Origin of the sequence: Rhodococcus sp. 4CII, from assembly GCF_014256275.1 — a bacterium.
Taxonomy (GTDB): Bacteria; Actinomycetota; Actinomycetes; order Mycobacteriales; family Mycobacteriaceae; genus Rhodococcus_F; species Rhodococcus_F wratislaviensis_A.
On the sequence record NZ_JACCFE010000002.1, the window covers coordinates 2846205 to 2873166 of the forward strand.

Genomic DNA, 26962 nt, shown 5'->3' on the forward strand with positions numbered 1-26962 from the left:
CGCGATCCGGGTCGACCAGCCGGTTCCCCGAATTTCCCTCTACCCCTTCGGAGTAGCAATGAACGCCTACCGCCCCCGCACCGGCCAGCCTTGTCTCCAGTTGAAAGGGGTGGCCAAACGGTTCGGTGACACCACCGCGGTGGGCGGAGTGGACCTGCAGCTCGCTTCCGCCCGGGTGCTGGCCCTGCTCGGCCCCAACGGGGCCGGCAAGACCACCACGATCGAGATGTGCGAAGGCTTCACCATTCCGGACGAGGGTGAGATCTCCGTGCTCGGGCTGAACCCGAGCATCGAAGGTGACGCCCTCCGTCCCCGTATCGGCGTCATGTTGCAGGGTGGCGGCAGCTATCCCGGTGCCCGCGCCGGTGAGATGCTCCGGGTGGTCGCGGCCTGCGCGGCCGACCCCCACGACCCGGACTGGTTGCTCGAGACCCTCGGATTGGCCGAGGCCGCCCGCACCCCCTACAAGCGTCTCTCCGGCGGCCAGCAGCAGCGCCTGTCCCTGGCGTGTGCGCTCGTCGGACGGCCCGAACTGGTCTTCCTGGACGAGCCGACCGCCGGACTCGACCCCCAGGCACGGCACCTGGTGTGGGAGTTGATCGACAGCCTCCGCCGCGACGGTGTCGCCGTCGTACTCACCACCCATCAGATGGACGAGGCCGAAGCACTCGCCGACGACGTCGTCATCCTCGACCACGGCCGGATCGTGGCCGCCGGCAGCCCGGAAGAGCTGGTGCGCCGCGGCACCGAACACCAACTGCGGTTCACCGCGATACCCGGCCTGGACCTGACCACCCTGCAGTCCACCCTCGCCGGCACCCACCGCATCAGCGAAACCAGCCCCGGCGCATACCTGGTCGAAGGGCACCTGAGTCCGCAACTGCTGACGACCGTCTCCACCTGGTGCACGGCGATGAACGTGCTAATGGCCGAAATGCGGGTCGAACAACGCAGCCTCGAGGAATACTTCCTCGATCTCACCGGGCGGGAGTTGAGCTACCGATGACTACCACCACCGCCTCCGGTCCGGCGCCGGTGTTCGCTGCCGGCACCTTCGCTCCGGCACCGCGAAGGAACTCTGCACCGGCCATGCTCGCCGCCCTCACCCGGCTGGAGGCGACCCTGCTGCTCCGCAACAGTGAACAACAGCTGTTGACGATGTTGCTGCCGGTCACCTTCCTGATCGGGCTGACGGTCCTCCCGATTGGCGACCTTCCCGAGCCGCGCATCGACACTGTGTTCCCCCTCGTCCTCGCGGTGGCGATCATGTCCACCGGGTTCACCGGCCAGGCCATCGCGATCGGCTTCGACCGCCGCTACGGGGCACTGAAGCGATTGGGCGCCAACGCTATTCCGAAGTGGGCGATGATCGCCGGTAAGAGTGCCGCCGTGGTGGTCGTGGTCAGCCTGCAGACGGTGCTGCTCGGCACCATCGCCCTCGTCCTGGGTTGCATTCCGAACCCGCTGGAGTTCATCCTCACCGGCGCCGTCATCATCGTCGGTACCGCGGCTTTCGCGGCGCTGGGACTGCTGCTCGGCGGCAGTATGCGCGCAGATATCGTTCTCGCACTGGCGAATATCCTCTGGTTCGTGCAGTTGGGTCTGTGCTCGGTTTCGAGCCTGACCGGCCACGCCCCGGCCGCCGTACAGACCGCGGTCGAGGTGACCCCTGCCGGCGCTCTCGTGACCGCTCTCCAGCAGGCGAACGACGGTCATTTCGCGTTGCCGAGCCTGGCCGTGCTGACGCTGTGGACGGCCGCGGCCACGACGGTGGCACGACGAACGTTCAAGTTTTCCTGAACGGTTCACGTTCGAGCGGGCGTCTTCCGCATGGCGCGCGTCTTTACTGCCACAGCGCCTCGTCACCTGACGGGCAGTCGACCTGACCGACACCAGGCAGCGTCCACCCGACCTTGCAACACCGCCCGTCCGATGCTTCCACACAACCGGCGTTCGAGCCCCTGCCATCGCCTGCATCCCGTTTCCATTGGCAGAAAGGCGAACCGGAGATCCGAAACGGGTTCGGATTCGTCGCACAATCTGAGCGCGAAATGACAAGACCTAGCCACACCAAATGACACAAGACGTGAGTGCCACCACAACACAGGCCGTGTGTGCCGTGCACCGCGCCCGTCGGGGCGAGGAACATGAGTCGACCGCACCCGATCGCATCGCCCGGGCGCGTTTGGTTCACCCGCCCGGCCAGGGCCGGAACTGCGCGGACGGTGGGAGACGGGCGGGGGCCGGGTCACCGTGCCGCCCCGAACTACAACCCTGACCAGCTCGACCACGGGCTGGCGCAACACAAAGGAGATGAGATCACATGACCGACAAGCTGAAGTTCTTCTCGCAGGAATGGTGTGACGCCGCACGCGAGGCCGTCAACGCGAACCCGGACGTCCTCGCCGGATTCAACGACGCGTCGTCGTTCACCAACAAGTTGGAATTCGGTGTCCTCGGCCGCGACGACGTCGCCAGCCACCTCGAATTCAAGGAAGGCAAGATCGTCTCCTGGTCGCCGCGCGTGTTCGATCAGAGTGAGCTGTGGCTGGTCATCAACGGCAGCTTCGAGACCTGGCGGACCGCAGCCGCCGGCGAGGAAGAGGGCGGAAAGCTTCTGATGAAGGGGCTGATCAAGTTCGCCAAGGGCCCGATCTCCGCGGCGATCGAGAACGCCGGCGCCCTCAACGCCTTCCTGCGCACCTGGGGGCAGATCCCCACCGACTGGGACGTGTAACAGCCTCTGCAACCGCCACACTCGCACCAGTTCGCCCCTCGCGCGGGACTCACCGTCGGTGAGTCCCGCGCGGGACCGACCCCTTCGATCGATCACCCTGCTTGGAAAGGCTTTGACCCATGACAACCGTCGAGACAGGTACGCCGTCACCTTGTACGACGGCCGGGACGCCAACGGCGTGGCCGGCATCGTCGGGATGCTGCTCGGGCAGAATCTCGGTGACGCACTCGAGTCCGCCGACGCGCCGCTCGCCGGGATCATCGACGCCGGCTCGTCGGCCACCGATCAGGCCAACGCCGCTGCCGTGCCGGCCGAGCAGATCGTGCACACCCTCGCAGACGCGGACGGAAAGGTGCAGGCCCTCGCCCCGTTGCTGGACCAGTCCCTCGCCCGCTCGCAGGAAGTCGACTCGAAGCTGCGGATCTCGCTGATACTGCCCGTCATCGGGGAGTAGACCGGCGGGACGGTAACGCCCACCCCTCGCTCGTGTTTGTCGGAGGAGCACGAGCGTGGGACCGCACCCCACGCGGTGCACCTCATGGATCAACCACGCACCCTGTGGGAAGACCGCGCCCTGGTCGAGCCGAACCGCGCCGTCATCCACAACTTCCGCGCTGCCAGGGTCATCATGGTTGACCACCACACAGTGGCCGCCCAGTTCATCGACCACGAAGCCCGTGAAGGACGCTCCTGTCCCACCGACTGGGCCTGGATCAACCCGCCGATGTCGGCCAGCCTGACCCCACCTACCACCGGCTTTTCGACTCGCCCGACCTGGCGGTCCGCCCCAATTTCGTCGTCCGACCGCCGGCTTCCAGGTGCCCGATGGCCACGTCGGAGTAATCCCCATGTACCGCTGCCATCACGCCGATCCGCGAACTTTAGAGCCCGATTGCAGACGCGTCCTGCGGGAACTCTTCTCCCGACTTACTCGAACGCACCGCACCGGGATCGCTCGGCCGACTCGGTGCCACCCGACCCCGTACATCTGTACCCGGAAAGCACGAAAATGGAGGTGGAAGTAATGGAAACCCTGCAACGAAAGATGGCCGGCCACGGCATCCTGATGATCTTCTCCACATTGATTGCGGGACTGGTCTTGTGGGCCAAGCTCCTCGGCGGATGGGAAGTCCGCCCCGGAAGGATCGTCAAGTTCGATGTGCCGGGAACGGACGAGGGGTGGGCTCGCGCCCACACCGGCCCCGCCCTCAACGGCATGATGGTGATCGCAGCCGCGTCGGTCATACCGCACACTGGGTTGAACACCACGACCGCTAAGCGTCTCGGATGGATCGTCGTCGCCGACGGTTGGGCCAATGTCCTGTTCTACTTCGCGTCGAACTTCACCGAGAATCGGTCGCTGAGTTTCGGACCGAACAAGCACGGCAAGCAGAACATCTTCTCGACCATCGGGCTGCTGCCTGCCTACGTTTTCGGTGTCCTCGTCACGGTCGCGATGCCGATCATCGGTTGGAAGGCCCTCAAGAACGCTAAGACCGCGGACAAGGTTCTCGAAAAGATCGGATAGCACCACGTTGGCGACCGCGCCCTCGGTCGCCGAGGCCGACGCTACTTCTAGCGCAGGTCATCGCTGGAGCTGAAGTGGGGTGCCGTCCGCAAACGGGTGGCACCCCCTTCTCCTCTACAGGTGGACACAGCAGGCGCGGCGAGTGCGCCATCCACCTTCCCCAGCACCGAACAAGACGGAGGCAACGATTGTCGTGGATCCCCTGACGACTTCATTGGTCAGCTTCAAATCCATCGGAGCGACACCCGGGGGCGAAAGCACCTTCGCGCAATCCTCCTACGCCGTCCTGTTTGCACCCCCCGGGTGGGATGCATCACCGGCTGACCGGCCAACTCGGACGTGTCGTCGCCGAATATGCGGACTGGACCGACCACGACATCCAGATCGTCGGATCACCCTCCATGATCCGCACCACCACGTACCGATTGATGGCAGCCGGCGTCGAGTCGAACGACATTCACCACGACCCACTGTACTGACACACCGCAGACGCCGATATCGAACCTGCGCAGTACTTCACTTTAATTGTCCAACAATCACTTTCGATTCATCGAGCAAGATACGGAGTAGGTCATGCTTTCTCAGGTCCGTCGGACTGTCGGTGGTGCCGCAATGGGCATCGCCCTGGTACTGACAGGAGCGGGCGGTCGGACAGGTTGACGTTCTTGCGGATCTGCGGCAGCCCGCCCCGGCACACATGGTTCTCGAATGCCGGTGTGGTGCGCAGTAACCGGATCACCCCCCGGCCGCCCGGCCGGGTCGTAGGCGGCGACGACCTGCGCCCACCGACGGCCGAACGCGCCGGCGAACCCCATCAGCAGCAACGCGGAATCGCGGTGCTCGTGGACGGAGAGCCCGTACGACATCGGCGGTCAACCGTTCAGGGTCGGACAACAAAACGTTCTAAATCGACTACAGGCACATGCTCATGCGTCTGACGCATCCGAAGGACGACGAGACCGGCTTCGGCGCACGTTGCCAGAACTGTACGACAGATGCTCGTCGGGAACGCACAGGGATGTAACCCTGCACGAAGCAAGATTCGTGTTCCTGCATACCTACGTGGTGCTCGGAGCCCGGGGCATTCCAGGCAGATGCCGTGTAGTGCAGCGTTAGCGAACAGTCGAACTTCGGATTCGTCGGTTCAGGAGTCCCGCCAAATGCGGTGCCGGAAAGGGGTTTCCAAAGTGCCGATAATTTACTTTCTGTCAACTAATAAGTTGCCTATTTGCCATGGTCTGCGAATAAGTGTCTACAGCTCCGTTTCGTTAACTATCTTTCGTTAGATAAGTAACTAAACAGACTTAACTTGATGTCGCTTCGCGTCGGAAGTGGCGGATCTCAGCCGAAATGGCGGGGCGGTGGCGCGGAGAAGCCGCGGCCACTCACACGACGACCAGACGACAATCCGCCGCTTCAGGCGAGAAGCGATGACCAAGGACAATGCCCCACAATTGGCGGAAGCCAGGGTTGGCCGGCGACCCAGAACCGACGGGGCTTCGCTGACACGGTGTTCCTCGTCGTTGGGTGGGGTACGGACCGTTACGGTCTCTGCATGGGGTGGTGCCGCTGCCCGCCAGGGTTTGAGCTGGCGGGCAAGCGGGTGGTGCCGGTTGTGTCAGGACTTCGTGGTCAGGGCCTCGTTCGTGTGCGGTGCATTGTTCTGCAGGATCTGCAGGGCCTGGATGAGGTAGGTGCGGAAGACCGGGTGGTTTTCGCTCATCGGGAAGTGGCCGATGTCCTTCATCTCGATGAAGGCGGCGTTCTTGATTTTCGCGGCGGTGCGGGCGCTGTCCTCCGGGGTGGTGAGGTAGTCGTAGTCGCCGGTCAGCATGACCACCGGGCACTGGTCGCCATCGATCTCGGCGAGCTTGTCGCGCAGGTCGTGGTCGACGGAGTAGAAGTACAGATCGCCCTTGAACGCTTCGGAGCCCTGACTGTAGTAGAACCAGGTCTTCCACCGGTCAGCTTCTGGGGACTGCGGTGCCATCAGGTCCCATACGCCGCTGGCGCAGACCTGGGCGGCGTTGGCGTGGGGGTGCTGCCACCAGTCGAGGTAGAAGCCCGGGGAGTAGTCGGCGCCCTCGACGGGAATGACGCCGGCGAACCGGTCGGGGTGGCGGTATGCGAGTTGGAGGGCGATGTTGCCACCGAACGACGAGCCCATGAAGATCGGGTTCTCGAGTTCGAGCGCGTCACACAGGGCGACGATGAAGTTCGCGTAGTGGTCCGCTGACAGCTGGTATTCCTCGGTCCACCACTCGGTGTTCTCCGGCGGGTCGGACTTGCCGTGCCGGGGCAGGTCATAGGCGATGACCCGGTAGTCGCGGGTGATCTCCTCGTCCTCGAGCAGGCCCCTCCACTGGTGGTTGTGGCAACCGGCGGTGTGCTGGCACACCAGCGGTTGGCCGGTGCCGTTTTCGAGGTAGAAGACCTTGTACAGCAAACCGTCGACGTCGACGTCCACGTAGTGCCCGGTGACGGGCGAAATCTTGCTCATCGGTTGTAGTCCTTCGGGTTTGGGGAGTTAGACGGGGACGCCGACCGAGCGCAGAAGCTCGATCTGTCGGGTGATGCAGCGCAGGTTCTGCATGAGCACGAGCACGTCGCCTTCGAGTTTCATGTCGCGCTGAAAGCTGGCGGCCCAGATGCCGTGGTACATCGGGGCGGGTACCGGGACACCGAAGTTCCGCCACGTCTCGGCGCTCGCGCGGATGGCGAACTGGTAGGGCACGTCGAGGGGTCCCGGGTCCACGGCGACGTTGACGACCTGACCGCGGCTCATCTGCACGACGAAGGTGTGGTCGGCCATGTCGAGTTGGTAGGAGCAGGTGAAGTACTTGCCGTGCGCCTGGATTTCCCGGTCCTCGTTGCTGGCCTGTGCGAACGAGGTGGCCCAGTCGGTCGCGGACGATGCGCGGGTGGTGACGGTCATGGTGTGATTCCTTCGATCGAGGGGTGGGCGAGGCGGACGTCTGCACTCGCCGCGATGTCGGAGCGGGGTTCCACACGAACTGTGTGAGCCGGCCGCGCCGGACATGACCCCAATCACACTCGCCGGGACGGGTGATCGTCCAATACCTGGTGGCCATGGATCGATAGGCAACGACTACTGGTCTGCACGGGCCTGCTCCTCTAGCCTCGAAGCATGCTTCCCCAGCTCGACTTGCGACTGTTGTCGTACTTCGTCGCGGTCGCGGAAGAGCTGCATTTCGGGCGTGCCGCTGCCCGCCTGCACATCGCCCAACCCTCGCTCAGCGTGCAGATCCGCAAGCTCGAGCACACCCTCGGTGCGGTGCTGTTGCTGCGCAGCAGCCGGCACGTGGAGCTGACCCCGGCGGGGCAGGTGTTGCTCGAGGAGAGTCGGCGGATGTTGGCGGATGCGGAGCGGATCGTCGCGCTGACTCGGGACGCCGCGCACGGGTCCAGTGCCCGCAAGCTGGTCGTAGGGTTCCAGGCCAACGCCGCGGCGGAATTGACGCCGCAGATCCTGGGCGCGTTCCAGGCGCAGTTTCCGGGTGTGCAGGTGCAGATGCAATCGTTCGATTTCACCGACCCGCACGTCGGGTTGGCCGACGGGTCCTCCGATGTCGCCTTCGTCCGTCCGCCGCTGCTCATGCAGGACTGGCTGGGACTCGAGACCCTGTTCGTGGAGCCGAGAGTGCTGGTGGTGTCGACGAGTTCGCCCCTGGCCGGGCAACCGCACATCAGTGTCGAGCAGGTGACGAACGAGTTCTTCGTGGCCCGCAAGGCGCCGGAAGAGTGGCGCAATTTCTGGCTCGCCACCGAGTCGCGGCTGGGTGAGCCCGTCCGGCTCGGCGCCGAAGTGTCCACGGTGGACGAGTGCTTCGAGGCGATCTTGTCCGAACGCGGTGTCGCGTTCTCACAGTCCTCGACGCAACGGTTCTACGGCAGACCTGGGCTGGCATTCGTGCCGGTCACCGACATTCCGCCGACATCGCTGTCCATCGCCTGGCGCACCGACGTCGACTCCCAGCCGGTCCGCGACTTCATCGACACCGCGCGGGCCGTCGCCTCGCTGCGCACCGTTCCGCACGCCTGGGCGCCCACCGGCTGAGAGCTTGTCTTTCATTGGCGAAGGAGTTCGTTGAGGCAGGCAAGGGCGGCGGCGAGCTGCAGGAAGCCGACGACGGGCACGCCGTTCAGGTTCGTCGTGGATCGTCAGGCGCGGGTAGTCGTCATCTCATGCGAGGGTGCGCTCGATCTCAAGGGGACGTGATGCATCTCGGCGTCTTGCCGATTGATTCTTCGGATACCGATCCCATGCCGTCCCGGGTTGCCCCACGATCCCCGGGGTTCCGTCCGCGGAGGGCGTTCAGTCAGTCGGGGTGGGCCCGAGTTCGGGTGCCACACCCGACCGCCGGGCGGTTGGTCGAGAAGCCTCGGTGCCGACAATTCTGTGCCGCCGCGAGGTTCCGGGGTGGCCAGGACGCGGGAGTTGTCATGAGTGCATTGACAGCAGACGAATCGGGCACCGCCGCACCCGCTCCACCGAACGTTATTCAATCGAATTGCACTGCGCGCCTTCCATTTTTCTGCCTTCGAGCAGTGTTTCTTCTACGGAGGCGCCGGAGGGATGATCTCGCTCGGGCTGGTATCCGGGTACCTCGCGGGACGGGAAGCAGCCAGACGGCACGATGACGCTCGAGCATCTCGTTGGTTACCTCTTACCGGCGACAGCCTTCGCCGCAGGTGATTCGTAGCGTCGGCCGAACCGGGGACCGAAGTAGCGGGCGAGCTTCGGGGCCCGAAGGATTTACGATGCCAACTCCGACAACCCACGCCGACGGACGGCCTGTACGGGGAGCGATTTCGCCCGAACCCCGCTGACACTGCACGCAGTGAGCCTGCTGGCGGCGGGCGTGGGGTCTTCCGTGCTGCGGAATGTGTTCCCGGGTGGTCAGCGCTCTGCTGCTCCCTTGCCCGTGCAATCTGCACATACGGGGAAGGTATGGCGTCCATGGTCCTGTTGGCATCGCTATCCACCGCTGCACGGTGGTACCGGCGAACGTTGCACGGTGTCCGTAAGACGTCGCCATCGCCTGGGGCGGCTATCACCGGTCCCATGGTTCATCCGCCCGCCAGGCCCGGGTAAACGTGAGCACCGGCGGTTTCGCGTCGATGGTGAGGTCGGCCCGATTCGGGCGGGATCGGGAAATCCCGGCGCAGCCGTGTATCGGACGGGGATGATGGGGTTATTCGTCTCCGCCCGAAGGGATCACCGGTGAGCACCTACACGGTCGGCTACATCGTCGGAAGTTTGTCCTCCACCTCGATCAACCGGATTCTGGCCAAGGCCTTGATCAATCTCGCACCGGACAACCTGTCGTTCGACGAGATCCCCATCAAGGATCTTCCCCTCTACAGCCAGGACTACGACGCGAACTACCCGCCGGAGGGGCGAGCCCTGAAGGAGGCGATCGCCGCCGTCGACGCGATCCTGTTCGTCAGCCCCGAATTCAACCGGTCCATCCCGGGAGCGTTGAAGAATGCGATCGACTGGGCCTCACGGCCATGGGGGCAAAACTCCTTCGACCACCTGCCCGCCGCCGTGATCGGCGCCTCCCCCGGCGCGATCGGCACCGCAGTGGGCCAGCAAAGCCTGCGCGCGGTGCTGAGCTTCGCCAACGCCCGGCAGATGACGGCCCCCGAGGCGTACATCACCTTCGATCCGGAAATCTACGGCGACGACGGCTCGGTCTCCGACGAGTCGACCGCACAGTTCCTGCGCGCCTTCATGCGCGAGTTCGGTGACCACATCGAACGCGTGCTCACGGTCCTGCCGCGCACACGCTGACGTCGCAGTTCCGGTGACGGCTCCGCTCCCCGGCGATGAATATGGCCGACCGGTGACGCACACGGTGCCGCGGCCACGACCGCCCGCCACCTCCTACGCTGGAGATGGGCCCACGTGGACCAATCGCATTCGGTGACGAATCCAGCAGCCGGGTCGACGCGCCCCACGGGAGCTGATGCGAGTGGCGATTGCCGTAACGGTGGCCGACGCCTTCCGCGCGGTGGATCTGACGGGGGTGTTCGCCAACGCCGTGCTGGGCGGCGTCATCGCCCGGCACGAAAAGCTGGATCCGGTCGGGTTCGCCGTTCTCGCCGTCCTGTCCGGTCTCGGCGGCGGGATGATCCGCGACACGCTGTTGCAGCACGGCACGCCGATCGCCCTCACCGATTACGCCTATCTGACCACCGCCCTCACCGCGGCCGCGTTGACGTTCCTGGTCCGGGTCGAGGGACAGGTGTGGAATCGGGTGTGGCCGTTCCTCGATGCCATCGCGTTGGGTTGCTGGGCCGCGACCGGAGCACAGAAAACCCTCGCGGTGGGCCTCGGCTGGCTGCCCGCCCTGCTGCTGGGCACGATCACCGCGGTCGGCGGCGGCGCAGTCCGGGACGTGGTGCTCCGACACATCCCCGGCATCTTCGGCGGCAACACCCTGTACGCCACCTGCGCGCTCGCCGCCAGCGGAGTGCTGGTCATCCTGACGTACCAGGGCCACCCCACCGTGGGTCTGCTCGCGGCCACCTCCACCGGGACCGTGCTGTGCCTGCTGGCGCGGTGGCGCCGCTGGATCCTCCCGGACGCGGACGCCTGGTCCCAGACCACCGTCGTGCCCAGCCGCCCCCGGTGGACGCGGCGACCGGGCCGCCGAACCGACCACAACCACGACGATGACAGAAGGTAGGCACCATGAGCGCTGATACACCGGCCACACACCTGCTCGCGGGCCTGGACGACATCCGCGGCCGGCAGGAAGACTTCTACCGGGCCCTGCACCAGAATCCGGAACTCTCCCACCAGGAGCACACCACCGCTGCCGCGGTGGCAGAGCGCCTGCGCGAGTTCGGATACGACGTCCACGAGAAGATCGGCGGCACCGGCGTCGTCGGGATCCTCCGCCACGGAGACGGGCCCACCGTCCTGCTGCGCGCCGACATCGACGCGCTCCCCGTCAAGGAAGACACCGCCCTCCCCTACGCCAGCACCCGCACCACCACCGACCCCGGCGGCACCGAGGTCCCCGTGATGCACGCCTGCGGGCACGACGTGCACACCGCCTGCCTGCTCGGCGCCGCGGCCCTGCTCGCCGACGGCCGCGACCACTGGTCCGGCCGCGTGGTCGCCCTGTTCCAACCCGCCGAGGAAGTCGGCGACGGCGCCCGCCGCATGATCGACGACGACCTCGCCGGGATCGTCGGAAGCGTCGACGTCGCACTCGCCCAGCACGTGCTGCCCTTCCCCGCCGGACAGGTCGGGACCCGGCCCGGCCCGGTACTCGCGGCGGCCGAAAGCATGCGGATCACCGTCTACGGCCGAGGCGGACACGGCTCCATGCCCCAATCCACCGTCGACCCCGTCGTGCTCGCCGCGATGATCGTCCTCCGACTGCAGACCATCGTCTCCCGCGAGATCGCACCCGCCGACCCCGCAGTGCTGACCGTCGGCAGCATCACCTCCGGCACCAAGAGCAACGTCATCGACGACCACACAGTCCTGCAACTCAACGTGCGCACCTACAGCGACCGGACCAGAACCGCCATCCTCGACGCCATCCGCCGCATCGTCACCGCCGAATGCCAGGCCTCCAGGTCACCCCGGGATCCCGACTTCGACGTCGTCGACCACTTCCCCGCCACCGACAACGACCCGGCCACCACCGCGCGGGTCCGCGCCGCATTCGACGACCACTTCGGCGGCGACCGGACCTTCGACCTCCCCCTGCAGACCGCAAGTGAGGACTTCAGCGACATCCCCACCGCCCTCGGCGCCCCCTACACGTACTGGGGCATCGGAGGCATCGACCCCGACACCTACCGCAACGCCGAGACCGCCGGACGCGTCGACGACGACATCCCGGTCAACCACTCCCCCCACTTCGCACCCGTCATCCAACCCACCCTCGACACCGGAACGCAGACCCTCACCATCGCCGCACTCGCCTGGCTGACGCCCTGACCGAAAAAAGCGGCCACGCAATCCAGACCCGGGCGTGTGTCACACCAGTCCGCCCTCTAATCTGGCGGGCCGAACACGCAGGCATTCACGCAGAGCATGAGGTACAGCAGACATGGCCACCGACTACGACGCACCCAGAGTCACCGAATCCGACGAGTCGACGGACATGTCCCTCGAACAACTGACGGCCAGCAGGAAAGAATCCCAGTCCCCCGCAGTGGACGTCGACGACACCGACCCCGACGAGTCCTTCGACCTGCCCGGCGCCGACCTGTCCGGTGAAGAATTCACCGTCCGCGTGATCCCGAAACAGATCGACGAATTCACCTGCACCAGTTGCTTCCTGGTCCACCACCGCAGCCGCCTCGCCCAGGCCGATCAACTGATCTGCAGGGACTGCGCACTCTGAGAACGCCGGCCTGCGCGGTTGCCGCCGCCGTTGGCGGGGGCTGCGCTTGGCTGCGCCCTACGAAACCGCGTCACCATACACACCACCACCCCGGTGCCGACAAACACTGATACCGGCATCCGGTGGACCTCGGGGTGCGCTGCGGGAACCGAAACAGGCACCCCACCCGGTCGAATGGCCGGTCCCGAATGCGTGGGTACCCGGGACCATCGTGGGGTCCGGTCCGTTCGTCACCCATCAGAGGCACCCATGCGTGAAGCCCTTGCCCCACCGCCCAGGACGCTGTCGATCAAGTCTGCCGAGCCTGCACCATCGAGCCTTCCGTGTCGGGCCCGCACCTCGCGTATCCGAAGCGGCCAAGAAGCCCGCCGCCGTCGCAGCCATGCAGACGCTCCGACACGATCTCCTGAAATCGACTGGGTACGGCATTCCCTCCGTGTCTGCGATTTTCTCTCCAGCGTGCAGTCATTGAGCCCCTCTGAGCGAGGTCTGATCGCCTTTGCGATCGAATGGGCCCCCTACGGTGGCGCCGACCCCGAAGAACTGTTCATCAAATTCGGCGTACACCGGGCAAGGTTCCTGGTTTTGCTCCAAGCCGCGATGACCCCCCGCCCATCAGACCTCGAACGACTCCACGCCCTCGAGACAGCCCTACGCCACGACATCCTCCACGCATGGCGACACTCACCAAACCCCCGCGGGAAATAACGCGATCCCGAAACGGACCCGGTACCCGCCGACTGCCGGCAGCACAATTTCGTTTCACAAACCATTAGCACTCCAATATCGAGAGTGCTAAATTCTTCGTAGCCAATGCCACCCGGAACCGCGAGAATCCCCCGCACCGAAGTGCGCTCGCCGACCCGACACCTCGGAGGAGGATCATGACCGCCACAGCCCCATGCGAACCACATGCGACCGGCGACAAGCGCTCCTCCACGTGCGCACGTCCGCGTCCGAGGCGAAGTAGTTCGCGGTTACCCACTGTGTCGATCGGGTTAGGGGCGTTGTCGATCGCGTCGTTCTGGGTATTCGGCCTCGGGTTCGCGCTCGGCCTGTGCGCAGTGGTGTGCGGGGCCTTCGCCACCACGCGGACCGCCGTTGCCGACGACGAAGCGGCCTCACTGCGGGCGTTGCTGGGCATCGTCGCCGGAGTCGCAGGGATCATGGTGTCGGCGATCGCACTCTTCCCCATACTCGAGTACCTGTGAACCAAGCACCCACCCCTCCTCGATGGGAAGGGTCGACACCACCGGTGACCGCCGCCAAGACCCGGCCCGATACCGGCTGCAACGACAGCACACCGGATGACCCGGCGCTCCTCGAGGGCCGGGAAGCGGGCATCGCCGTACCTATCGGCCTTGCGCTGCTGACCACCTTGGTGTGGGCCGCCGTCCTCTGCTCTTCTCCGCTCGCCCTGTTGATGCTTGTCGCGGTCGCCGGTATCGCCGGCCTGACCGCCGCCGCCCTCTGAGAACCTCCACCGGACCACATCTGCCCGAATCGATGAAAGTCCCGCGGCGGTTCCCGGAGCGAGGTCGCGCATGACGCAGACAACACCCGCACACTGGAACCACTGAATACCGTTTGCGGGGATGGACTCTCAGGAAACTCACAGCCACCACCGGCCTGGAGAATGCGACGATGAAGCATGCGCCGCCATCGTTGGCCGGCCCTCGCGCCGCCCACCACCGGAGGAATCGCCGTGCACCCGGCGCAGCCGATCGTGGCCGAGAAGGACCTCACGCTCGAACTGTCCGCGGTCACCGCATTCTCGTCCGGGGTGCTACTGCAATTCACGCTGTGCATCACCGGAGTCCGCGCCGACTTCGCCCGCCACGAAACCCGACCCCTGACCGACCCCCGCGACCCGTCGGCGGAGTGGTCCTATCTGGCCGTGCGGATCCTCGCCGACAACCTCGACGGCACCGCCGACCCGCACCACCTGGTCGAAGACCACACGGATTCGGGACCGTACCGAACCACGCCGCAGTACTGGATCGACTCCTACCCGCGCACCGGATCGCTGACCGCCACCACCAGTTGGACCCAGGTCGGCCTGCACCCCACCTCATTCATCCTCACCCTCGGCCCCAGCCCCTTCCCCACCACCGCCGAATCCGATACTCGCAGGTGACGGCGGCCCTCGGGATTTGTCGGCGCCGCGTCAGCGAGCGGGCGGAGTGTCGGGCCGCCGGTCGTCGGCGTACATGGCTTCTATCCTCGCCTTGATCTCGGCAGTGCTCAATACGCCGGGCCGACGCACCGTGCGAGGGGTGGACGCAGGGATCGTCGGGGTCGAGGGTGTCGCCATGGGAATTCTGCTTTCGTAATCTGGAGGTGGCGCCGCCGCGGGCGGCCGCGTAGATGTTGGAGCAACCACGCATACATGTGATCTGATTCACACGCGATTGCGTTACGTTTTCCTCGTGTCCCCCTCGACGGGCCACCTCCCACATCCGGCTCGGAGCAATTGCACGGACTTCAACCCTCGGGGTGGGTGGCGGTGGTGTAAGCGTCCCAGACCTCTGCGCGGAGGCGTCCGTGATCTGAGACGGCCAAGCCGTGATCGCGAGCCCAGTTGCGGACCTCGGCACTGGTCGGGGTGGGGATGGCGGCAGAGTAGGCCTCCCAGACCTCGGCGGGTAGGCGTCCACGCTCGGACACGGAAAGTCCGTGGCCACGCGCCCAGTCGCGGACTTCGGCACTGGTCGGGGTGGGTGCATCGGGACTGCCGACGTCTGCGGCGGAAGCAGCGTCGTCCCGTGGTGCCGTCGTGTCGGCGGCGGTATCCGAGTCTTCGTCCATGTCCCCCTCGGCGGCGCCGACATCTCCGGCCATATCCGTGGTGTCCCCATCGGGTGCGGTATTGCGGGCCTCGTCACCGCCGTCGCTGACCGGGCTGCTGTTGCCGACGGCGCCGAGGACTGTCGTCGCCGCCGTCCTCACGGCGTCGAGGAGTTGATCGCGCACCGATTCGCCGAGCGCCGCGAACTCGGGGGACGACTGGAGCAGCTTCATGACTTGGTCGACCACGTCCGTGGGACGACCGTCGCTCGGTGCCGCAGGCATTGCCGTCTGGTCGGTGGGTCGAGCGTGCCCCAGCCAGTAGCCGACGATCACCGCGATCGCGATCTGAAGTGTGGTTCTCATCGTCGAACTCCCGCGGATAGCGTGACGTGCAGGCTACCCGGATCGACTACCCCGGACCGCGCACACTCAATCGACTGCATGTAGAGATGGGAGGGCAGGTGCCGCGCCAGACGCAACCGGACGCGACAACCGGCTACTGATCGAGCCGATCCAGCCAGTCGCCCAACAACCCGGCGAGTAATTCCGGCCGCTCGTGCATCAGCGCATGGCCGGCGTCCTCGATGACCGCCAGGGTGGCGTGCGGGTACTGCTCGACCAATTCGCCTGCGTCGGCATACCCGACGACCGAATCGCAGCGGCCCGCCACGATCAGGGTCGGCCCCGGGAACGCACTCGACCCGACGTCGACCGGCCACCCGGCGAAGATCCGCCCGAGCGCATTCTCGTCGACGAGCGCCATCCCCGGCATCACATGGTCGCGGTAGCGGCGCGCAGTGACCGGGGTGCGCACCACGAAGTACTCGTCGAACCCGGCCCGCTGCTCGCGGTCGAGCTCGTCATAGGCAGCGGCCTCCTCGCGAACCACGGCGTGGTCGGGCACGTTCCGGGACCGTTCGGCGACCGGACACACCAACGCCAGGCCGAGCACCGCCTCCGGCCGCTGCGCGGCCACGCCACGTGCCAGATAGGCGCCGTAGGAGTGACCCACCAACATCACCGGGCCCGCGCCGAGCCCATCGATGAAGTCACCGAGCAGCGCCACCACATCGTCATTGCAGCTCAGACCATCGGTTGTCGAGCGGCCCATCCCCGGCAAGTCCGGGTAAATCCGCCGGTAGCCCGCGCGGGGAAGGACGGCCTCGATCGCCACCTCGATCTCACGATGATCCACGCCGGCGCCGTGCAGGGCTACCAGCGGCACACCGACCCCGTGTTCGGCGTAATGCACCACGGCGTCGTCGATCCGGCACTGCCTGTCCACACCCTCATGATCCACGGTCCGAGTGCTCGGGTTCCCGCGGTCGCTCACGACCCGTTCACGACTCGGAACTGCGGAGCACTCGCCAAGCCTTCCAGGTAGCTGGCGACACCGTCTTCGTCGTTGCTCGGCAAGACCTGATCGGCGAGAGCAAGGACTTCCGGCAGCGCGTTGGACGGGGAGAGTGCGGTGCCCGCCCAGGTCAGCATCAGGACGTCGTTGATGGCGTCCCCGGCGACGGCGACTTCTTCCGTCGAGATCCCATCGACCGCGCACAGTTCCGCGAGGGCGCTCGCCTTGGACACGCCGGATGCCGCCATCTCGACGTACGGCGCGCCGGAATGCGTCAGTTCGACACCGTCGACGCCGGCGGCCACCGCCGCCCGGTACAGGTCGGCGCTGGGCACCTCGGGGTGCCGGGCGACAATCTTCACCATCGGCTCGTCGATGTCGGGCAGAAGTTCCGACAGTGCCATTTCGTGGGGGTGCCGGTGGTGGTCGGCGAATACGCACAGCGCGGCGTACGCGGGTTCGGCGACGAAACGGGTCGGGCCGATGTTCGCGAACACGACACCCGGCATCAGTGTCCGGACCCGGTCCATCGCCGCGGCGGCCGACGCCATCGCGATGGTCGTCGTCGCCGTGATCACAGGCGTGCCGTCGGCCAGGTCGAGAACGACCGCGCCGTTCGCGCAGATCGCCTTGCCGCGGAACCCGCACGACTGCGCCAGCTCGTGCACGGAGTGCCGGGCGCGGGCCGTAGCCCACACCACCTCGATCCCCGACCGTCGCGCGTCCTCCATCGCCTGCGCGGTGCGCGTCGAGATCGTGCGGTCCGACCGCAGCAGGGTGCCGTCGAGGTCCGTCGCCAGAAGCCGAATTCGGGTCACCTTCGCATGATGCCAGGCGACGCATGTACCCCTCACGGCACTGCCGCAGTCGATAGCCTGGACAGCATGAGTCCAAGAGTACCCAGCATCGTGCTGAATTCCGGAACCATCGTCCCGCAGCTCGGCTTGGGGGTCTGGCAGGCGGACAACGACGAGACCGAACACGCCGTCGGGTTCGCCCTGGACGAGGCGGGCTACCGGCACATCGACACCGCCTCCGCCTACGGCAACGAGGAAGGCGTGGGCCGCGGCATCGCGAACTCGGGCATCGCCCGCGAAGACATCTTTCTCACCACCAAGTTGTGGAACGCGGACCAGGGCTACGAGCCGGCGTTGAAAGCGTTCGACGCGAGCCTCGGACGTCTCGGCGTCGATTACGTCGACCTGTATCTGATCCATTGGCCGTTGCAGGACGACGACCGCATCCTCCGTACGTGGGATGCCCTGGAGAAGATCGCCGAGTCGGGTCGCGCCAAGGCGATCGGTGTGTGCAATTTCGAACCACGTCACCTGCAGTTGCTGATCGACCGCGGCGGCGTCGTCCCGGCGGTCGATCAGGTGGAGTTGCATCCGCATCTGGCCCAGCAGCAGGTCCGGGAGTTCGCCGTCGACCACGGCATCGCCGTCGAATCGTGGAGCCCGCTCGGCGGCACCAGCAATTCGGGCTGGGGCGACGACTCGAAGCCGAACACCTTGCTCACAGACCCGATCATCACGCGCATCGGCGACCGGCACAGCAAGTCCCCGGCGCAGGTGCTGATCCGCTGGCATCTGCAGAGCGGCTTGATCGTCATCCCCAAGTCGGTCCACGAATCCCGGATCCGCGAGAACATCGACGTGTTCGATTTCGAGCTCAGCGAGCAGGACCTCAGCGAGATCGAGACGATGGACGACGGTGCCCGCGTCGGAGCCCACCCGGACGAGTTGAACATCGACGCACCGGAGTAGGCGGCTCCGCCGCTCGTGCGCCCTTTTGGCTGCTCCAACTACCAGAAAGGCGCACGGGCGCGAAGCGCCTACAGCTTCACCGGCATCTCCTCGAGCCCCGACACGAAGTTGGCCGGGCGCAACCGGAGCGGGCCGTCGTCGACGAGCATCATGTCGGGCAGACGGGACAGAAGTTGCTCGAACATGATCTTCGCTTCGAGCCGGGCGAGTTGGTTGCCGAGGCAGAAGTGGGTGCCGAAACCGAACGCGACGTGTGGGTTCGGTGACCGCTCGATGTCGAAGACCTCGGGATGCTCGAACACTGCCTCGTCGAAGTTGGCGGATTCGAACAGCAGCATCATCTTCTCGCCCTCGCGCAGGTCGGTGCCGAAGAACTCGACGTCGCGGGTGACGGTGCGGCACATGTTCTTGATCGGCGACGACCAGCGGAGCATCTCCTCGACCGCGGTCTGGATGCCGTCGGGGTCGTTCACCAGGCGCGCCTGCTGTTCGGGGTGCCGCATCAGCTGTTCCATGCCGCCGCTGAGGACGTGCCGGGTGGTCTCGTCGCCGCCGATGAGGATCAGCAGGGTTTCGCCGACGATGTCTGCGTCGCTCAGCCGGTGTCCGTCGATCTCGCTGTGCACGAGAATGCTGGTGAGGTCGTCCGTCGGGTTCTTGCGCCGCTCCGCGATGGTGCGGAGCGTGAACTCGTTGAACGCCACGTAGGCGTTCGCCTGCGCGAGCAGTTCGTCGTCCGTGGCGTTGCTGCCGAGTGCGTTCATCAGGTCGTCGGACCATTGCAGGAACGTGGCGCGTTCCTCGGGGCGCACGCCGAGCATGTCCCCGACCACCGCCATGGGGAGTGGCGCGGCCAGGTCGCGCACGAAGTCGACTTCGTCCTTGTCGCGCACGGCGTCGATGAGGTGGTCGCAGATCTCGCGGATCCGGCCGATCTTCGCTTCCACCTGCTTCCGGGTGAAGCCGGCGTTGACGAGACGCCGATGCTGCAGGTGCTGTGGGTCGTCCATGTCGATCATCTGCGGCAGCGGGCCCACCCCGGGCCGGATTCCGCCCGCATTGGAGAACAACTCCGGGTCGCGTTCGGCCGCGAGGACGGCCTCGTACGACGCGGCGCCGAGAATGCCGTCGGCGCGGTACACCGGCTCGTGGGCGCGCATCCACGCGTAGGCCTGCCGCGGGTCGCCGAGGTCGCCCGAGTAGAACCGTCCGTCGATCAGATCGAATTCCGGCCTGTCCGTCATCGAGACGCTCCCTCAGCATTGAATACCGCCGATCCTGCCAAGATAATAGAACGTGTTCTTACTATGATGCAGCGGTATAGCGGGAAGATTCGCAGTACTTCGACTCGATAATTGACACGAGTTCTATCACCTGGAGGTGGACGTGGTCACCCACGACGGCAGCAACGGCCTCGCGAAAGCATCGGTACTCGTCACCGGTGGCGGCAGTGGCATCGGACTGGGCGTCGCCACCGTCCTCGCCGCGGAGGGCGTCCACGTCACGATCTGTGGCCGCAACGAGGAGAAACTGACACGCGCGGCGGAGCAGATCACCTCCGACCGTCCCGCGGGGACGGTCGACGCGATCACCGCCGATGTCACGAACGAGGACGACGTCATCCGCGCGGTCGCCGAGGCGAGCGGGCGAACCGGTCGACTCGACGGCGTCGTCACGTGCGCCGGCGGCAACGAAACCGTGGGCCCGGTGACTCAGCTCGACGTCGACGCCTGGCGCAGGACCGTCGACCTCAATGTCACGGGCACCATGCTGACGATCAAACATTCCGCCCGGGCACTCGTCGCCGGGGGCGGCGGTTCCATCGTCACCATCTCCTCCATCGCGAGCAGCAACACGCACCGCTGGTTCGGCGCATACGGTCCGTCGAAGGCGGGCGTCGACAACCTGACGCGACTCGCCGCCGACGAACTCGGAGCCAGCAACGTGCGCGTCAACTGCATCCGGCCCGGACTGACCCGCACCGACCTCGTCGCGCTCATCACCGACGGCGGCCCCGTGCTGGACGACTACCTGGCGAACACCCCGATCGCCCGGGTCGGCGAGGTCACCGACATCGCCGCGCTGGCCAAGTTCCTGCTCGGCCCCGACTCCACCTGGATCACGGGACAGATCATCAACGTCGACGGCGGCCAGATGCTGCGTCGGGGCCCCGACTTCGCGTCGATGTTCGAGCCCATGTTCGGTGCCGACGGACTGCGCGGGGTGGTCGCGCCGTGACGTCGCACCTGGTTCTCGGCAAGCGGGTCGACATGCCGGTGGAGATCCGGGCGGCGTCGGCGTTCAGCGCGATGTATTCGGTTCCGACCGCGGCGGCGCAGTCGCTGATCGACTACAGCAGCCTGGAGATTCTGCAGTTCCGGCCGGGCCGCGGCGTGTGCGTGCTGGTGTTCGTCGACTACGTGGACGGCGACCTCGGCCCGTACAACGAGTTCGGGGTGGCGTTCCTCGTCCGGGACCACCGGGCCGTGGGCACGTCGGTCCCGCAGGACCTGAAGGCGCTGGCCCAGGGCCGGGCGGGGGCGCTGATCCATCACCTGCCGGTCGACGGCGACTTCACCCTGGCCGCCGGCCGCAGCATCTGGGGTTTCCCGAAGGTGCTGGCCGATTTCGACGTCGCCCACACCGGGTCGGTCAAGCGTGGTTCGGTGAGCCGGGACGGTCGGCTGATCGCGCAGTTGAGCGTCAAACCGGGCATCCCGGTGCCGGGCTCGGGTGCGAGCACGTCGCTCGCCGCCTACTCACACCTCGACGGACTCACCCGATTCACCACCTGGGACATGGCACCCGGCGGGGTCCGTTCTCGCCCAGGCGGCGCGGAGCTGAAACTGGGCAGCCATCCCATCGCCGACGAACTGCGGTCGCTGGGACTTCCCAGGCGGGCGCTCGTCACGTCGTCGATTCCCGATCTGAAGATGACGTTCGGGGACGCGCGACCCGTCTGACCGCACGTGAGTGCCAATGTGTGCGGGGTGCGTTACCTCGACGGCGACACACCGGCCACGGACCCGCCGACGACGAGTTCGAGAACACCCGCATCATCGGACGTCGGCAGGTGGCGGCCGCGCGCACCGCGTGGGAGTCGGCGGCGAGTTCACCCCGGACGGCCGCACGTATCGGACGTCGCCCGCCTGTGTCGGTGCCGCCATGAGCGCGGCCAGTACCGAGGACGGTCCGGCCATCCCGATCTTTCCCGAGGGCACCACCAACCACTCATCGACGCGCTCGGCGGGATGGACGCCCCGATCCCGCAGTGGCTGCGGGACGCGCAGGCGCCGAAACTGGTGGGCCTGCTGCCACCGGCCGGCTGGATTCCGCACATCCTCGAGATTCAGATCATTCGCATCGGCGGACTGTACGTCGAACGTTCACCGCCTTCACCGGGACATCGAACGAATTCGAGGTCGGGTAGCCGCCTACCGGCTCTCGTCCGCCAGGTCCAGGGACGACGCCACGTCGAGGAAATGCCGGATCGCCGGAAGCTGTTGCCTGTCGGCACGATACGCGACCGACACCGTCGACGCCGCCTGCGGGTCGGACAGTGCGACATAGCGCAGGTCCGGAAGGTGCAGGGCCCGGAGACTTGCCGGGACGATGGTGACGCCGGTATTGGCGGCGACCAACCCGAGGAGGGTGGGAAATTGGAGGGCTTCCTGCGCGGCCTCCAACCGGAAACTCGCGTGATGACACAAGGCCGCGATGTGGTCGTACAGTCGCGACACCTGACCGCGCGGGAAGGTGAGGAACCGCTCGTCGCGCAGTTCCACGAGCCGCACCGACACACGGTCGGCGAAGGGATGCGACGAGTGCATCGCCACCAGCAGCGGCTCGCGGGTCAGCGGCCGGACCACGATGCCCTCCGCGCGGTCGACTTCACGGACCAGCCCGATGTCGAGGTCAGCTCGCCGCCGACAACGACGACATCGTGACCCTCGCGCAGACGTCGGAGGACATTCGCGCGGCCAAGCGAGACAACCGAATCGCGGTACTCCTCGGATTTCAGAATTCCTCGCCGTTCGGCGACGACTACCGGATGGTGGAGATCTTCCACCGCCTGGGCGTTCGCGTCGCCCAGCTCACCTACAACATCCAGAACCTGGCGGGCGGTGCCTGCTACGACGAGCACGACTCGGGCCTCACCGCATTCGGGCGTATCCTGATCGCCGAGATGAATCGGGTCGGCATGCTCGTCGACCTCTCCCACGTCGGGAACCGTACCTGCCTGGATGCGATCGACGCCTCCCGGACGCCCGTCGCGATCACCCATTCGAACCCGACCTGGTTCGTCGACAGTCCCCGCGACAAACCGGACGAGGTCATCGACGCGCTGGCCGCGCGCGGCGGTGTGATCGGTTGCTGCCTCTACCCGAACGTCCTGGGCGGCGAAACCACGTCCAGCGCGGATTTCGCGGTCATGGTCGCACGGCTCGTCGACCAGATCGGTCCCGACCACGTCGCGATCGGTAGCGACTGCACCCGCAACTGGTCGGAGGACTACGTCGCCTGGTTGCGCAACGGGCGCTGGCGACCGCCTCACCAGAACCCGGTCGAACCCGAGTGGCCGACGTGGCCGCACTGGTTCTCGGGTCCGTCCGACTTCCCGGTCCTGACCGAGTGTCTGCAGAAGGTCGGCCTCGACGACGGAACCATCGCGAAGGTGCTCGGCGAGAACTGGCTGCGGATCTTCGACGACGTCTTTCCCGGACTGCACGACACACAGGAACGCCGATGACCGACATGCTCACCCACGAACGCGAGCACGACACCACTCCCCCCGCCGGAAACCGAATCAGGCTGGCAGTGCGCGAGGTTCGCGAGACCGCGTTCCGCGCCCTGTACGCCGCGGGAGTCGCCCCGGGCGAGGCCGGCGGCGCGGCCGACGTGGTGACCGCGATGCAACTCCATGCCCGAAACGGCATCGACACGCTCCTGGACACGATCGCCGATCTCGATTCGCCTCCCACCGACGCCACCCTGACGAGGGGACCGGGAGTCGACATCGTCGAGCGCTCGCCGAGGAGTGCCCTGCTGACGGGACCGCTGGCGGTCGATCTGGCACTGACGCAGTCGCGTCCGGTTCTCCTGCCCCGGATCGTCGATCACCACGCCGTCGCCTGGTATGCGCTGCACGCGGTCCCCCGGTCCGGCGCGTCGCTGTGGCTGATCACGCTCGACGACGGCGGGCGTCCGGCGCACGCGACGGTCGTGACGGGTGCGGGCGAGATGTACCGCAACGTGTCTCCCGTGGGACTCACAGGCGGCGGTGGAACCGTCGGTGAGTTCTGCGCAGGCACGCTCCTCCGCACGGCGCCACTCGCGGCGCACACCGCCCGCCCCGTCCACACCGCCGCCGACCGGGAGACGCGGTATCGCCACGCCGTCTCCTACGGAGTGTTCGTCGACGCCTCGACGTGGTCGCGGGCGTACGCACTCGGCAGGCGATTCCTCGTCCCGGAGGCACCTCGTGACTGATCGGCGTGAACTCGTCCCACACCCGGCCGGCACCGAGCGACCGTACGCACGAGCCGCGGTGTTCGCCGGCGTCGTCTGGGCCTGCGGCCAGATTCCCACCACGGCGGACGGGCAGACCCCGACCGCGATCGGTGATCAGGTCCGGGTCGCCCTCGACAATCTGGACGCGACCCTCCGGGCATCCGGTGGCGGGCTCCACACGCTCCTGAAGCTCACGGTGTACCTGGCCGATCTCTCCGAGTTCGACGACTACAACGCCGCCTATCTCGCCAGGCTGGACGGCATTGCGCTGCCTCCGCGAACGACCGTGGAGGTCGCACGATTCCGCGGCGGCAAGCGGATCGAGATCGACGGGGTCGCGGCGGTCGACCCTCGAATTGATAAGCGCAGAGCATGAATTGGTAGGAGATTGGTAATTCCGCGTAGCCGATCCGCTTCCTAATGTGGCAGCAACCACATCACGTGGGGACCAATCCTCGAGCCCACACCCCCGATGGGATACCTCAGATGAACCTCGACACCACTGTCACCGCCCGATCTGGCGTCACTCTGGACAGCGCAAAACTCAACGGCTTTCATGCCAAACTCGCCCTCTTCTCCTCGGGCGGCCCCTTCCTCGACGGCTACATCCTCAGCATCATCGGCATCGCGATGGTGCAGATCCAGGCGCAGTGGGGCATGAGCGCACTGTGGGCCGGCCTCATCGGCTCGTCCGCTCTCATCGGGGTCTTCCTCGGTGGTGCCGTGTTCGGTGCGGTGACCGACCGGATCGGCCGCAAGTTGATGTACACCATCGATCTGATCGTCATCATCGTCTGCTCGGTGCTGCAATTCTTCGCGGCGGACGAGATGCAATTGTTCATACTGCGCTTGATCATCGGAATCGCAGTCGGCGCCGACTATCCGATCGCCACGGCGCTGGTGACGGAATTCGCGCCGAAGGCGTGGCGCGCGAAACTCGTCGGCGGTCTGAACGCGATGTGGTTCGTGGGGGCTACCGCCGCCGCATTCGTCGGATACCTCCTGCTCAGCAATCCCGACGGGTGGAAGTGGATGCTGCTCTCCTCGGCGGTTCCCGCCACCTTGATCGTCGTGGCACGCACGAGCATCCCCGAGTCTCCCCGATGGTTGCTGAGCAAGGGGCGTTCCGAGGAGGCCTTGGCAGTGCTGCGCAAGACGATCGGGGCGGAGGCGACGCTGGACGACTTGCCCGACGAGGAAGGAAGTACGTCCATTCGCGGATTGATGCGCGGAGGGTACCTGCAGCGGGTCGTGTTCATTTCGATCTTCTGGACCTGCACGATCGTGACGCTGTTCGCCATCTACGCATTCGGTCCGCAGATCCTCGAACTCTTCAACCTCGGCTCCGGAAATTTGGCCCACATCGGTTACGGCCTGATCAACCTGTTCTTCCTGATCGGCAATGTCGTCGCGGTGCTGCTCGTCGATCGGCTCGGGCGACGCCCGATTCTGATCTGGGGGTTCGTGCTCTCCGGTCTCGGTTTGCTCTTCCTCGCGATCAAACCGGACGCCGGCCTGTGGGTGATCGCCTTCGCGTTCGCGATCTACGCACTGTTCAACGGCGGACCCTCCATCCTCGAATGGATCTCCCCCAACGAACTGTTCCCCACCGAGGTGCGGGCCACCGCCGTCGGCCTGTGCACGGGAATCAGCCGGATCGGCGCGGCGATCGGCACGTTCGCCACCCCGTGGGCGCTGTCCACCCTCGGACTCTCCGCCACGATGTACATCGCCGGAGTGGGCGCTCTCGTCAGCTTCCTCATGGCCCCGGAGACCCGGGGACGGATCTGAGCGACGCCGCCTCACTGCGCTGAGCGCTCCGAATAATGCCGCTGCCGCCGGGTCCTGTTCCGGCGGCAGCGGCGTTTCGACGCCTCGTCCGCACCGGTGTCGCAGTGTTCCCCGCCACATTTACATTGCAGTCCAACGTATTTCACGGTCCGTCGTCACGCCACCGACCGGGCGACGAAACCACTTCGCAATACGATGGGATGACAGTGGGTGCATGAACGATGCCGTGCGAGAACCCGGAGTTCACGTCAATGCGTGCGAGGCATGCGGCCGGCTGCCGCATCCGCGCCGCGTCCGTCTGGCGCTGGCGAAGCTGTGCGCCGTGTTTCCCGTCGAACTGTTGCTTCACGCCTTGGTCATTCATGTTCACGCCTCCTATCTGATCACCGTCGCGGTCCTCACCGTCACCACGACGGTGCTGGTGATCTGGGTGGTCGAACCGTCCGCGATGCGGCTCCTCGGCGGGTGGCTGCACGGCCCTCCCCGCGGTGAGCACGGCCACCTGGCGACCGGCCAGACGCTCTGGCGTATCCGTGTCCGGGTGAGCGATCGCCCGGGGCAGCTGGAATCGCTGGCCCGCAACCTCGCGGAGCTGGACGCGAACATCCTGACCGTGCACGTCCATCACCTCGACGGCGGTTCGCTCGACGAATTGATCGTCGGGGCCTGCAGGGACACGTCACCGGACGCCCTGTCGAAGGCCGTCCGCGCCGGCGGCGGCCACGACGTCGGTATCTGGCCCGCGTCGGCGCTCGCCCTGATCGACGGCCAGACCAAGGCGTTGACGTTGGCGACTCGGGTGGCGGCCGATCCGTCCGAACTTCCGCTGTCCATCGCGGAACTCCTCGGTGCCCAGTACGTCGATTCGCGTGTGAGCGACCCTCCCCCAGCGGCGGCGCGGGTGGAGATCCCGACCGGTGAGGGCGAGGCACTGGTCTTCGTCCGGTCGGCGGACGAGCCGTTCACGCCCGCCGAGAACGCCCGCGCCCGTCGCCTCGGTGAGCTGGCGCAGAAGATCCGGGGAATGACGGACGCTGTCGGCCCTGCTCCAGCACAATTCGCTACCGACACAACACGACTTCCGTGACA

At 66.3% G+C, this 26962-nt stretch carries 28 protein-coding genes and 3 pseudogenes; 24 read left to right on the forward strand and 7 right to left on the reverse strand.

All coding sequences use genetic code 11. The features are described 5' to 3' along the window. Positions 1-58: 58 nt before the first annotated feature. The 7 genes and pseudogenes from H0B43_RS13785 to H0B43_RS13815 all read left to right on the forward strand — a co-directional run bounded on the left by H0B43_RS13785 (position 59) and on the right by H0B43_RS13815 (position 4744). On the forward strand, positions 59-1006 hold the full coding sequence (locus tag H0B43_RS13785; RefSeq protein WP_185727398.1) for an ABC transporter ATP-binding protein: 948 nt from the start codon (positions 59-61) through the stop codon (positions 1004-1006). Beyond that, on the forward strand, positions 1003-1800 hold the full coding sequence (locus H0B43_RS13790; protein ID WP_185727397.1) for an ABC transporter permease: 798 nt from the start codon (positions 1003-1005) through the stop codon (positions 1798-1800). The genes H0B43_RS13785 and H0B43_RS13790 overlap by 4 nt, the downstream gene beginning before the upstream one ends. Before the next feature lie 523 nt (positions 1801-2323). Next, positions 2324-2737: a hypothetical protein gene (locus H0B43_RS13795; protein ID WP_185727396.1), complete on the forward strand. Its 414-nt coding sequence runs from the start codon at positions 2324-2326 to the stop codon at positions 2735-2737. A gap of 151 nt (positions 2738-2888) precedes the next feature. Continuing rightward, positions 2889-3191 carry a hypothetical protein gene (locus H0B43_RS13800; protein ID WP_312037640.1) on the forward strand — a complete coding sequence of 101 codons (303 nt, stop codon included), beginning with the start codon at positions 2889-2891 and terminating at the stop codon, positions 3189-3191. Between the two features lie 96 nt (positions 3192-3287). Beyond that, positions 3288-3580: pseudogene (locus H0B43_RS13805) on the forward strand (nitric oxide synthase oxygenase); the annotation flags it as partial. 49 nt (positions 3581-3629) lie between these two features. After that, the gene (gene styC, locus H0B43_RS13810; protein WP_397517541.1) at positions 3630-4265 is read left to right on the forward strand and encodes a styrene-oxide isomerase StyC; all 636 of its coding nucleotides are present in this window, start codon (positions 3630-3632) and stop codon (positions 4263-4265) included. A 308-nt stretch (positions 4266-4573) separates the two neighbouring features. Next, on the forward strand, positions 4574-4744 hold the full coding sequence (locus H0B43_RS13815) for a hypothetical protein (protein ID WP_185727395.1): 171 nt from the start codon (positions 4574-4576) through the stop codon (positions 4742-4744). A gap of 1139 nt (positions 4745-5883) precedes the next feature. Here the strand turns inward: H0B43_RS13815 and H0B43_RS13820 are convergent. Beyond that, positions 5884-6765, reverse strand: a complete 882-nt coding sequence (locus H0B43_RS13820; protein WP_185727394.1) for an alpha/beta fold hydrolase — start codon at positions 6763-6765, stop codon at positions 5884-5886. A 27-nt stretch (positions 6766-6792) separates the two neighbouring features. After that, positions 6793-7200, reverse strand: a complete 408-nt coding sequence (locus H0B43_RS13825; RefSeq protein WP_185727393.1) for a hypothetical protein — start codon at positions 7198-7200, stop codon at positions 6793-6795. Between the two features lie 213 nt (positions 7201-7413). Here H0B43_RS13825 and H0B43_RS13830 point away from each other — a divergent pair, with 213 nt between their 5' ends. The 8 genes from H0B43_RS13830 (at position 7414) to H0B43_RS13865 (ending at position 14798) form a co-directional block, all read left to right on the forward strand. Continuing rightward, positions 7414-8343 (forward strand): LysR family transcriptional regulator, encoded by a 930-nt coding sequence (locus H0B43_RS13830; protein WP_185727392.1) that lies wholly within the window; start codon positions 7414-7416, stop codon positions 8341-8343. Between the two features lie 1167 nt (positions 8344-9510). Continuing rightward, positions 9511-10083 carry an NADPH-dependent FMN reductase gene (locus H0B43_RS13835; protein ID WP_185727391.1) on the forward strand — a complete coding sequence of 191 codons (573 nt, stop codon included), beginning with the start codon at positions 9511-9513 and terminating at the stop codon, positions 10081-10083. Positions 10084-10258: 175 nt separating this feature from the next. Beyond that, positions 10259-10981, forward strand: a complete 723-nt coding sequence (locus tag H0B43_RS13840; protein ID WP_185727390.1) for a TRIC cation channel family protein — start codon at positions 10259-10261, stop codon at positions 10979-10981. Positions 10982-10986: 5 nt separating this feature from the next. Further along, positions 10987-12252 (forward strand): amidohydrolase, encoded by a 1266-nt coding sequence (locus H0B43_RS13845; protein WP_185727389.1) that lies wholly within the window; start codon positions 10987-10989, stop codon positions 12250-12252. Between the two features lie 112 nt (positions 12253-12364). Then, positions 12365-12661: a DUF4193 domain-containing protein gene (locus tag H0B43_RS13850; RefSeq protein WP_185727388.1), complete on the forward strand. Its 297-nt coding sequence runs from the start codon at positions 12365-12367 to the stop codon at positions 12659-12661. Positions 12662-13647: 986 nt separating this feature from the next. After that, complete coding sequence (locus tag H0B43_RS13855; protein WP_185727387.1) at positions 13648-13872, forward strand: hypothetical protein; 225 nt, start codon at positions 13648-13650, stop codon at positions 13870-13872. Between the two features lie 44 nt (positions 13873-13916). Then, the gene (locus H0B43_RS13860) at positions 13917-14135 is read left to right on the forward strand and encodes a hypothetical protein (RefSeq protein WP_213016516.1); all 219 of its coding nucleotides are present in this window, start codon (positions 13917-13919) and stop codon (positions 14133-14135) included. A 177-nt stretch (positions 14136-14312) separates the two neighbouring features. Next, positions 14313-14798: a hypothetical protein gene (locus H0B43_RS13865; protein ID WP_185727385.1), complete on the forward strand. Its 486-nt coding sequence runs from the start codon at positions 14313-14315 to the stop codon at positions 14796-14798. Between the two features lie 347 nt (positions 14799-15145). Here H0B43_RS13865 and H0B43_RS13870 read toward each other — a convergent pair whose 3' ends face one another. The 3 genes from H0B43_RS13870 to H0B43_RS13880 all read right to left on the reverse strand — a co-directional run bounded on the left by H0B43_RS13870 (position 15146) and on the right by H0B43_RS13880 (position 17623). Next, entirely contained in the window at positions 15146-15814 is a 669-nt protein-coding gene (locus H0B43_RS13870) for a histone-like nucleoid-structuring protein Lsr2 (RefSeq protein ID WP_185727384.1), read from the reverse strand. A 133-nt stretch (positions 15815-15947) separates the two neighbouring features. Further along, positions 15948-16736 carry an alpha/beta fold hydrolase gene (locus tag H0B43_RS13875; RefSeq protein WP_185727383.1) on the reverse strand — a complete coding sequence of 263 codons (789 nt, stop codon included), beginning with the start codon at positions 16734-16736 and terminating at the stop codon, positions 15948-15950. 44 nt (positions 16737-16780) lie between these two features. Beyond that, entirely contained in the window at positions 16781-17623 is an 843-nt protein-coding gene (locus H0B43_RS13880) for an HAD family hydrolase (RefSeq protein WP_185727382.1), read from the reverse strand. 66 nt (positions 17624-17689) lie between these two features. Between H0B43_RS13880 and H0B43_RS13885 the strand changes: the two genes are divergently transcribed. Continuing rightward, complete coding sequence (locus H0B43_RS13885) at positions 17690-18571, forward strand: aldo/keto reductase (protein WP_185727381.1); 882 nt, start codon at positions 17690-17692, stop codon at positions 18569-18571. Positions 18572-18639: 68 nt separating this feature from the next. Here the strand turns inward: H0B43_RS13885 and H0B43_RS13890 are convergent, their stop codons facing one another. Further along, positions 18640-19815, reverse strand: a complete 1176-nt coding sequence (locus H0B43_RS13890) for a cytochrome P450 (RefSeq protein ID WP_185727380.1) — start codon at positions 19813-19815, stop codon at positions 18640-18642. A gap of 142 nt (positions 19816-19957) precedes the next feature. On the opposite strand from H0B43_RS13890, the gene H0B43_RS13895 reads away from it, so the two are divergent. The 3 genes and pseudogenes from H0B43_RS13895 to H0B43_RS41515 all read left to right on the forward strand — a co-directional run. Next, positions 19958-20809 carry an SDR family oxidoreductase gene (locus tag H0B43_RS13895; protein WP_185727379.1) on the forward strand — a complete coding sequence of 284 codons (852 nt, stop codon included), beginning with the start codon at positions 19958-19960 and terminating at the stop codon, positions 20807-20809. Further along, positions 20806-21534, forward strand: coding sequence for an acetoacetate decarboxylase family protein (locus tag H0B43_RS13900; RefSeq protein WP_185727378.1), 729 nt, complete (start codon positions 20806-20808; stop codon positions 21532-21534). The genes H0B43_RS13895 and H0B43_RS13900 overlap by 4 nt, the downstream gene beginning before the upstream one ends. Positions 21535-21587: 53 nt before the next feature. Then, positions 21588-21963, forward strand: a pseudogene (locus tag H0B43_RS41515) (neutral/alkaline non-lysosomal ceramidase N-terminal domain-containing protein); the annotation flags it as partial. A gap of 42 nt (positions 21964-22005) precedes the next feature. On the opposite strand, the gene H0B43_RS13910 reads toward H0B43_RS41515, so the two are convergent. Then, positions 22006-22440: a LysR family substrate-binding domain-containing protein gene (locus H0B43_RS13910; protein ID WP_312033762.1), complete on the reverse strand. Its 435-nt coding sequence runs from the start codon at positions 22438-22440 to the stop codon at positions 22006-22008. A gap of 62 nt (positions 22441-22502) precedes the next feature. On the opposite strand from H0B43_RS13910, the pseudogene H0B43_RS13915 reads away from it, so the two are divergent. The 5 genes and pseudogenes from H0B43_RS13915 to H0B43_RS13935 all read left to right on the forward strand — a co-directional run. Next, positions 22503-23321 (forward strand): annotated as a pseudogene (locus H0B43_RS13915) (dipeptidase); the annotation flags it as partial. Further along, the gene (locus H0B43_RS13920; RefSeq protein ID WP_185727376.1) at positions 23318-24061 is read left to right on the forward strand and encodes a hypothetical protein; all 744 of its coding nucleotides are present in this window, start codon (positions 23318-23320) and stop codon (positions 24059-24061) included. The pseudogene H0B43_RS13915 and the gene H0B43_RS13920, both read left to right, overlap by 4 nt. Next, complete coding sequence (locus tag H0B43_RS13925) at positions 24054-24458, forward strand: RidA family protein (RefSeq protein WP_185727375.1); 405 nt, start codon at positions 24054-24056, stop codon at positions 24456-24458. The genes H0B43_RS13920 and H0B43_RS13925 overlap by 8 nt, the downstream gene beginning before the upstream one ends. Before the next feature lie 110 nt (positions 24459-24568). Further along, positions 24569-25873 (forward strand): MFS transporter, encoded by a 1305-nt coding sequence (locus H0B43_RS13930; RefSeq protein ID WP_185727374.1) that lies wholly within the window; start codon positions 24569-24571, stop codon positions 25871-25873. A gap of 214 nt (positions 25874-26087) precedes the next feature. Further along, positions 26088-26960: an amino acid-binding protein gene (locus H0B43_RS13935; RefSeq protein WP_185727373.1), complete on the forward strand. Its 873-nt coding sequence runs from the start codon at positions 26088-26090 to the stop codon at positions 26958-26960. Positions 26961-26962: the final 2 nt, after the last annotated feature.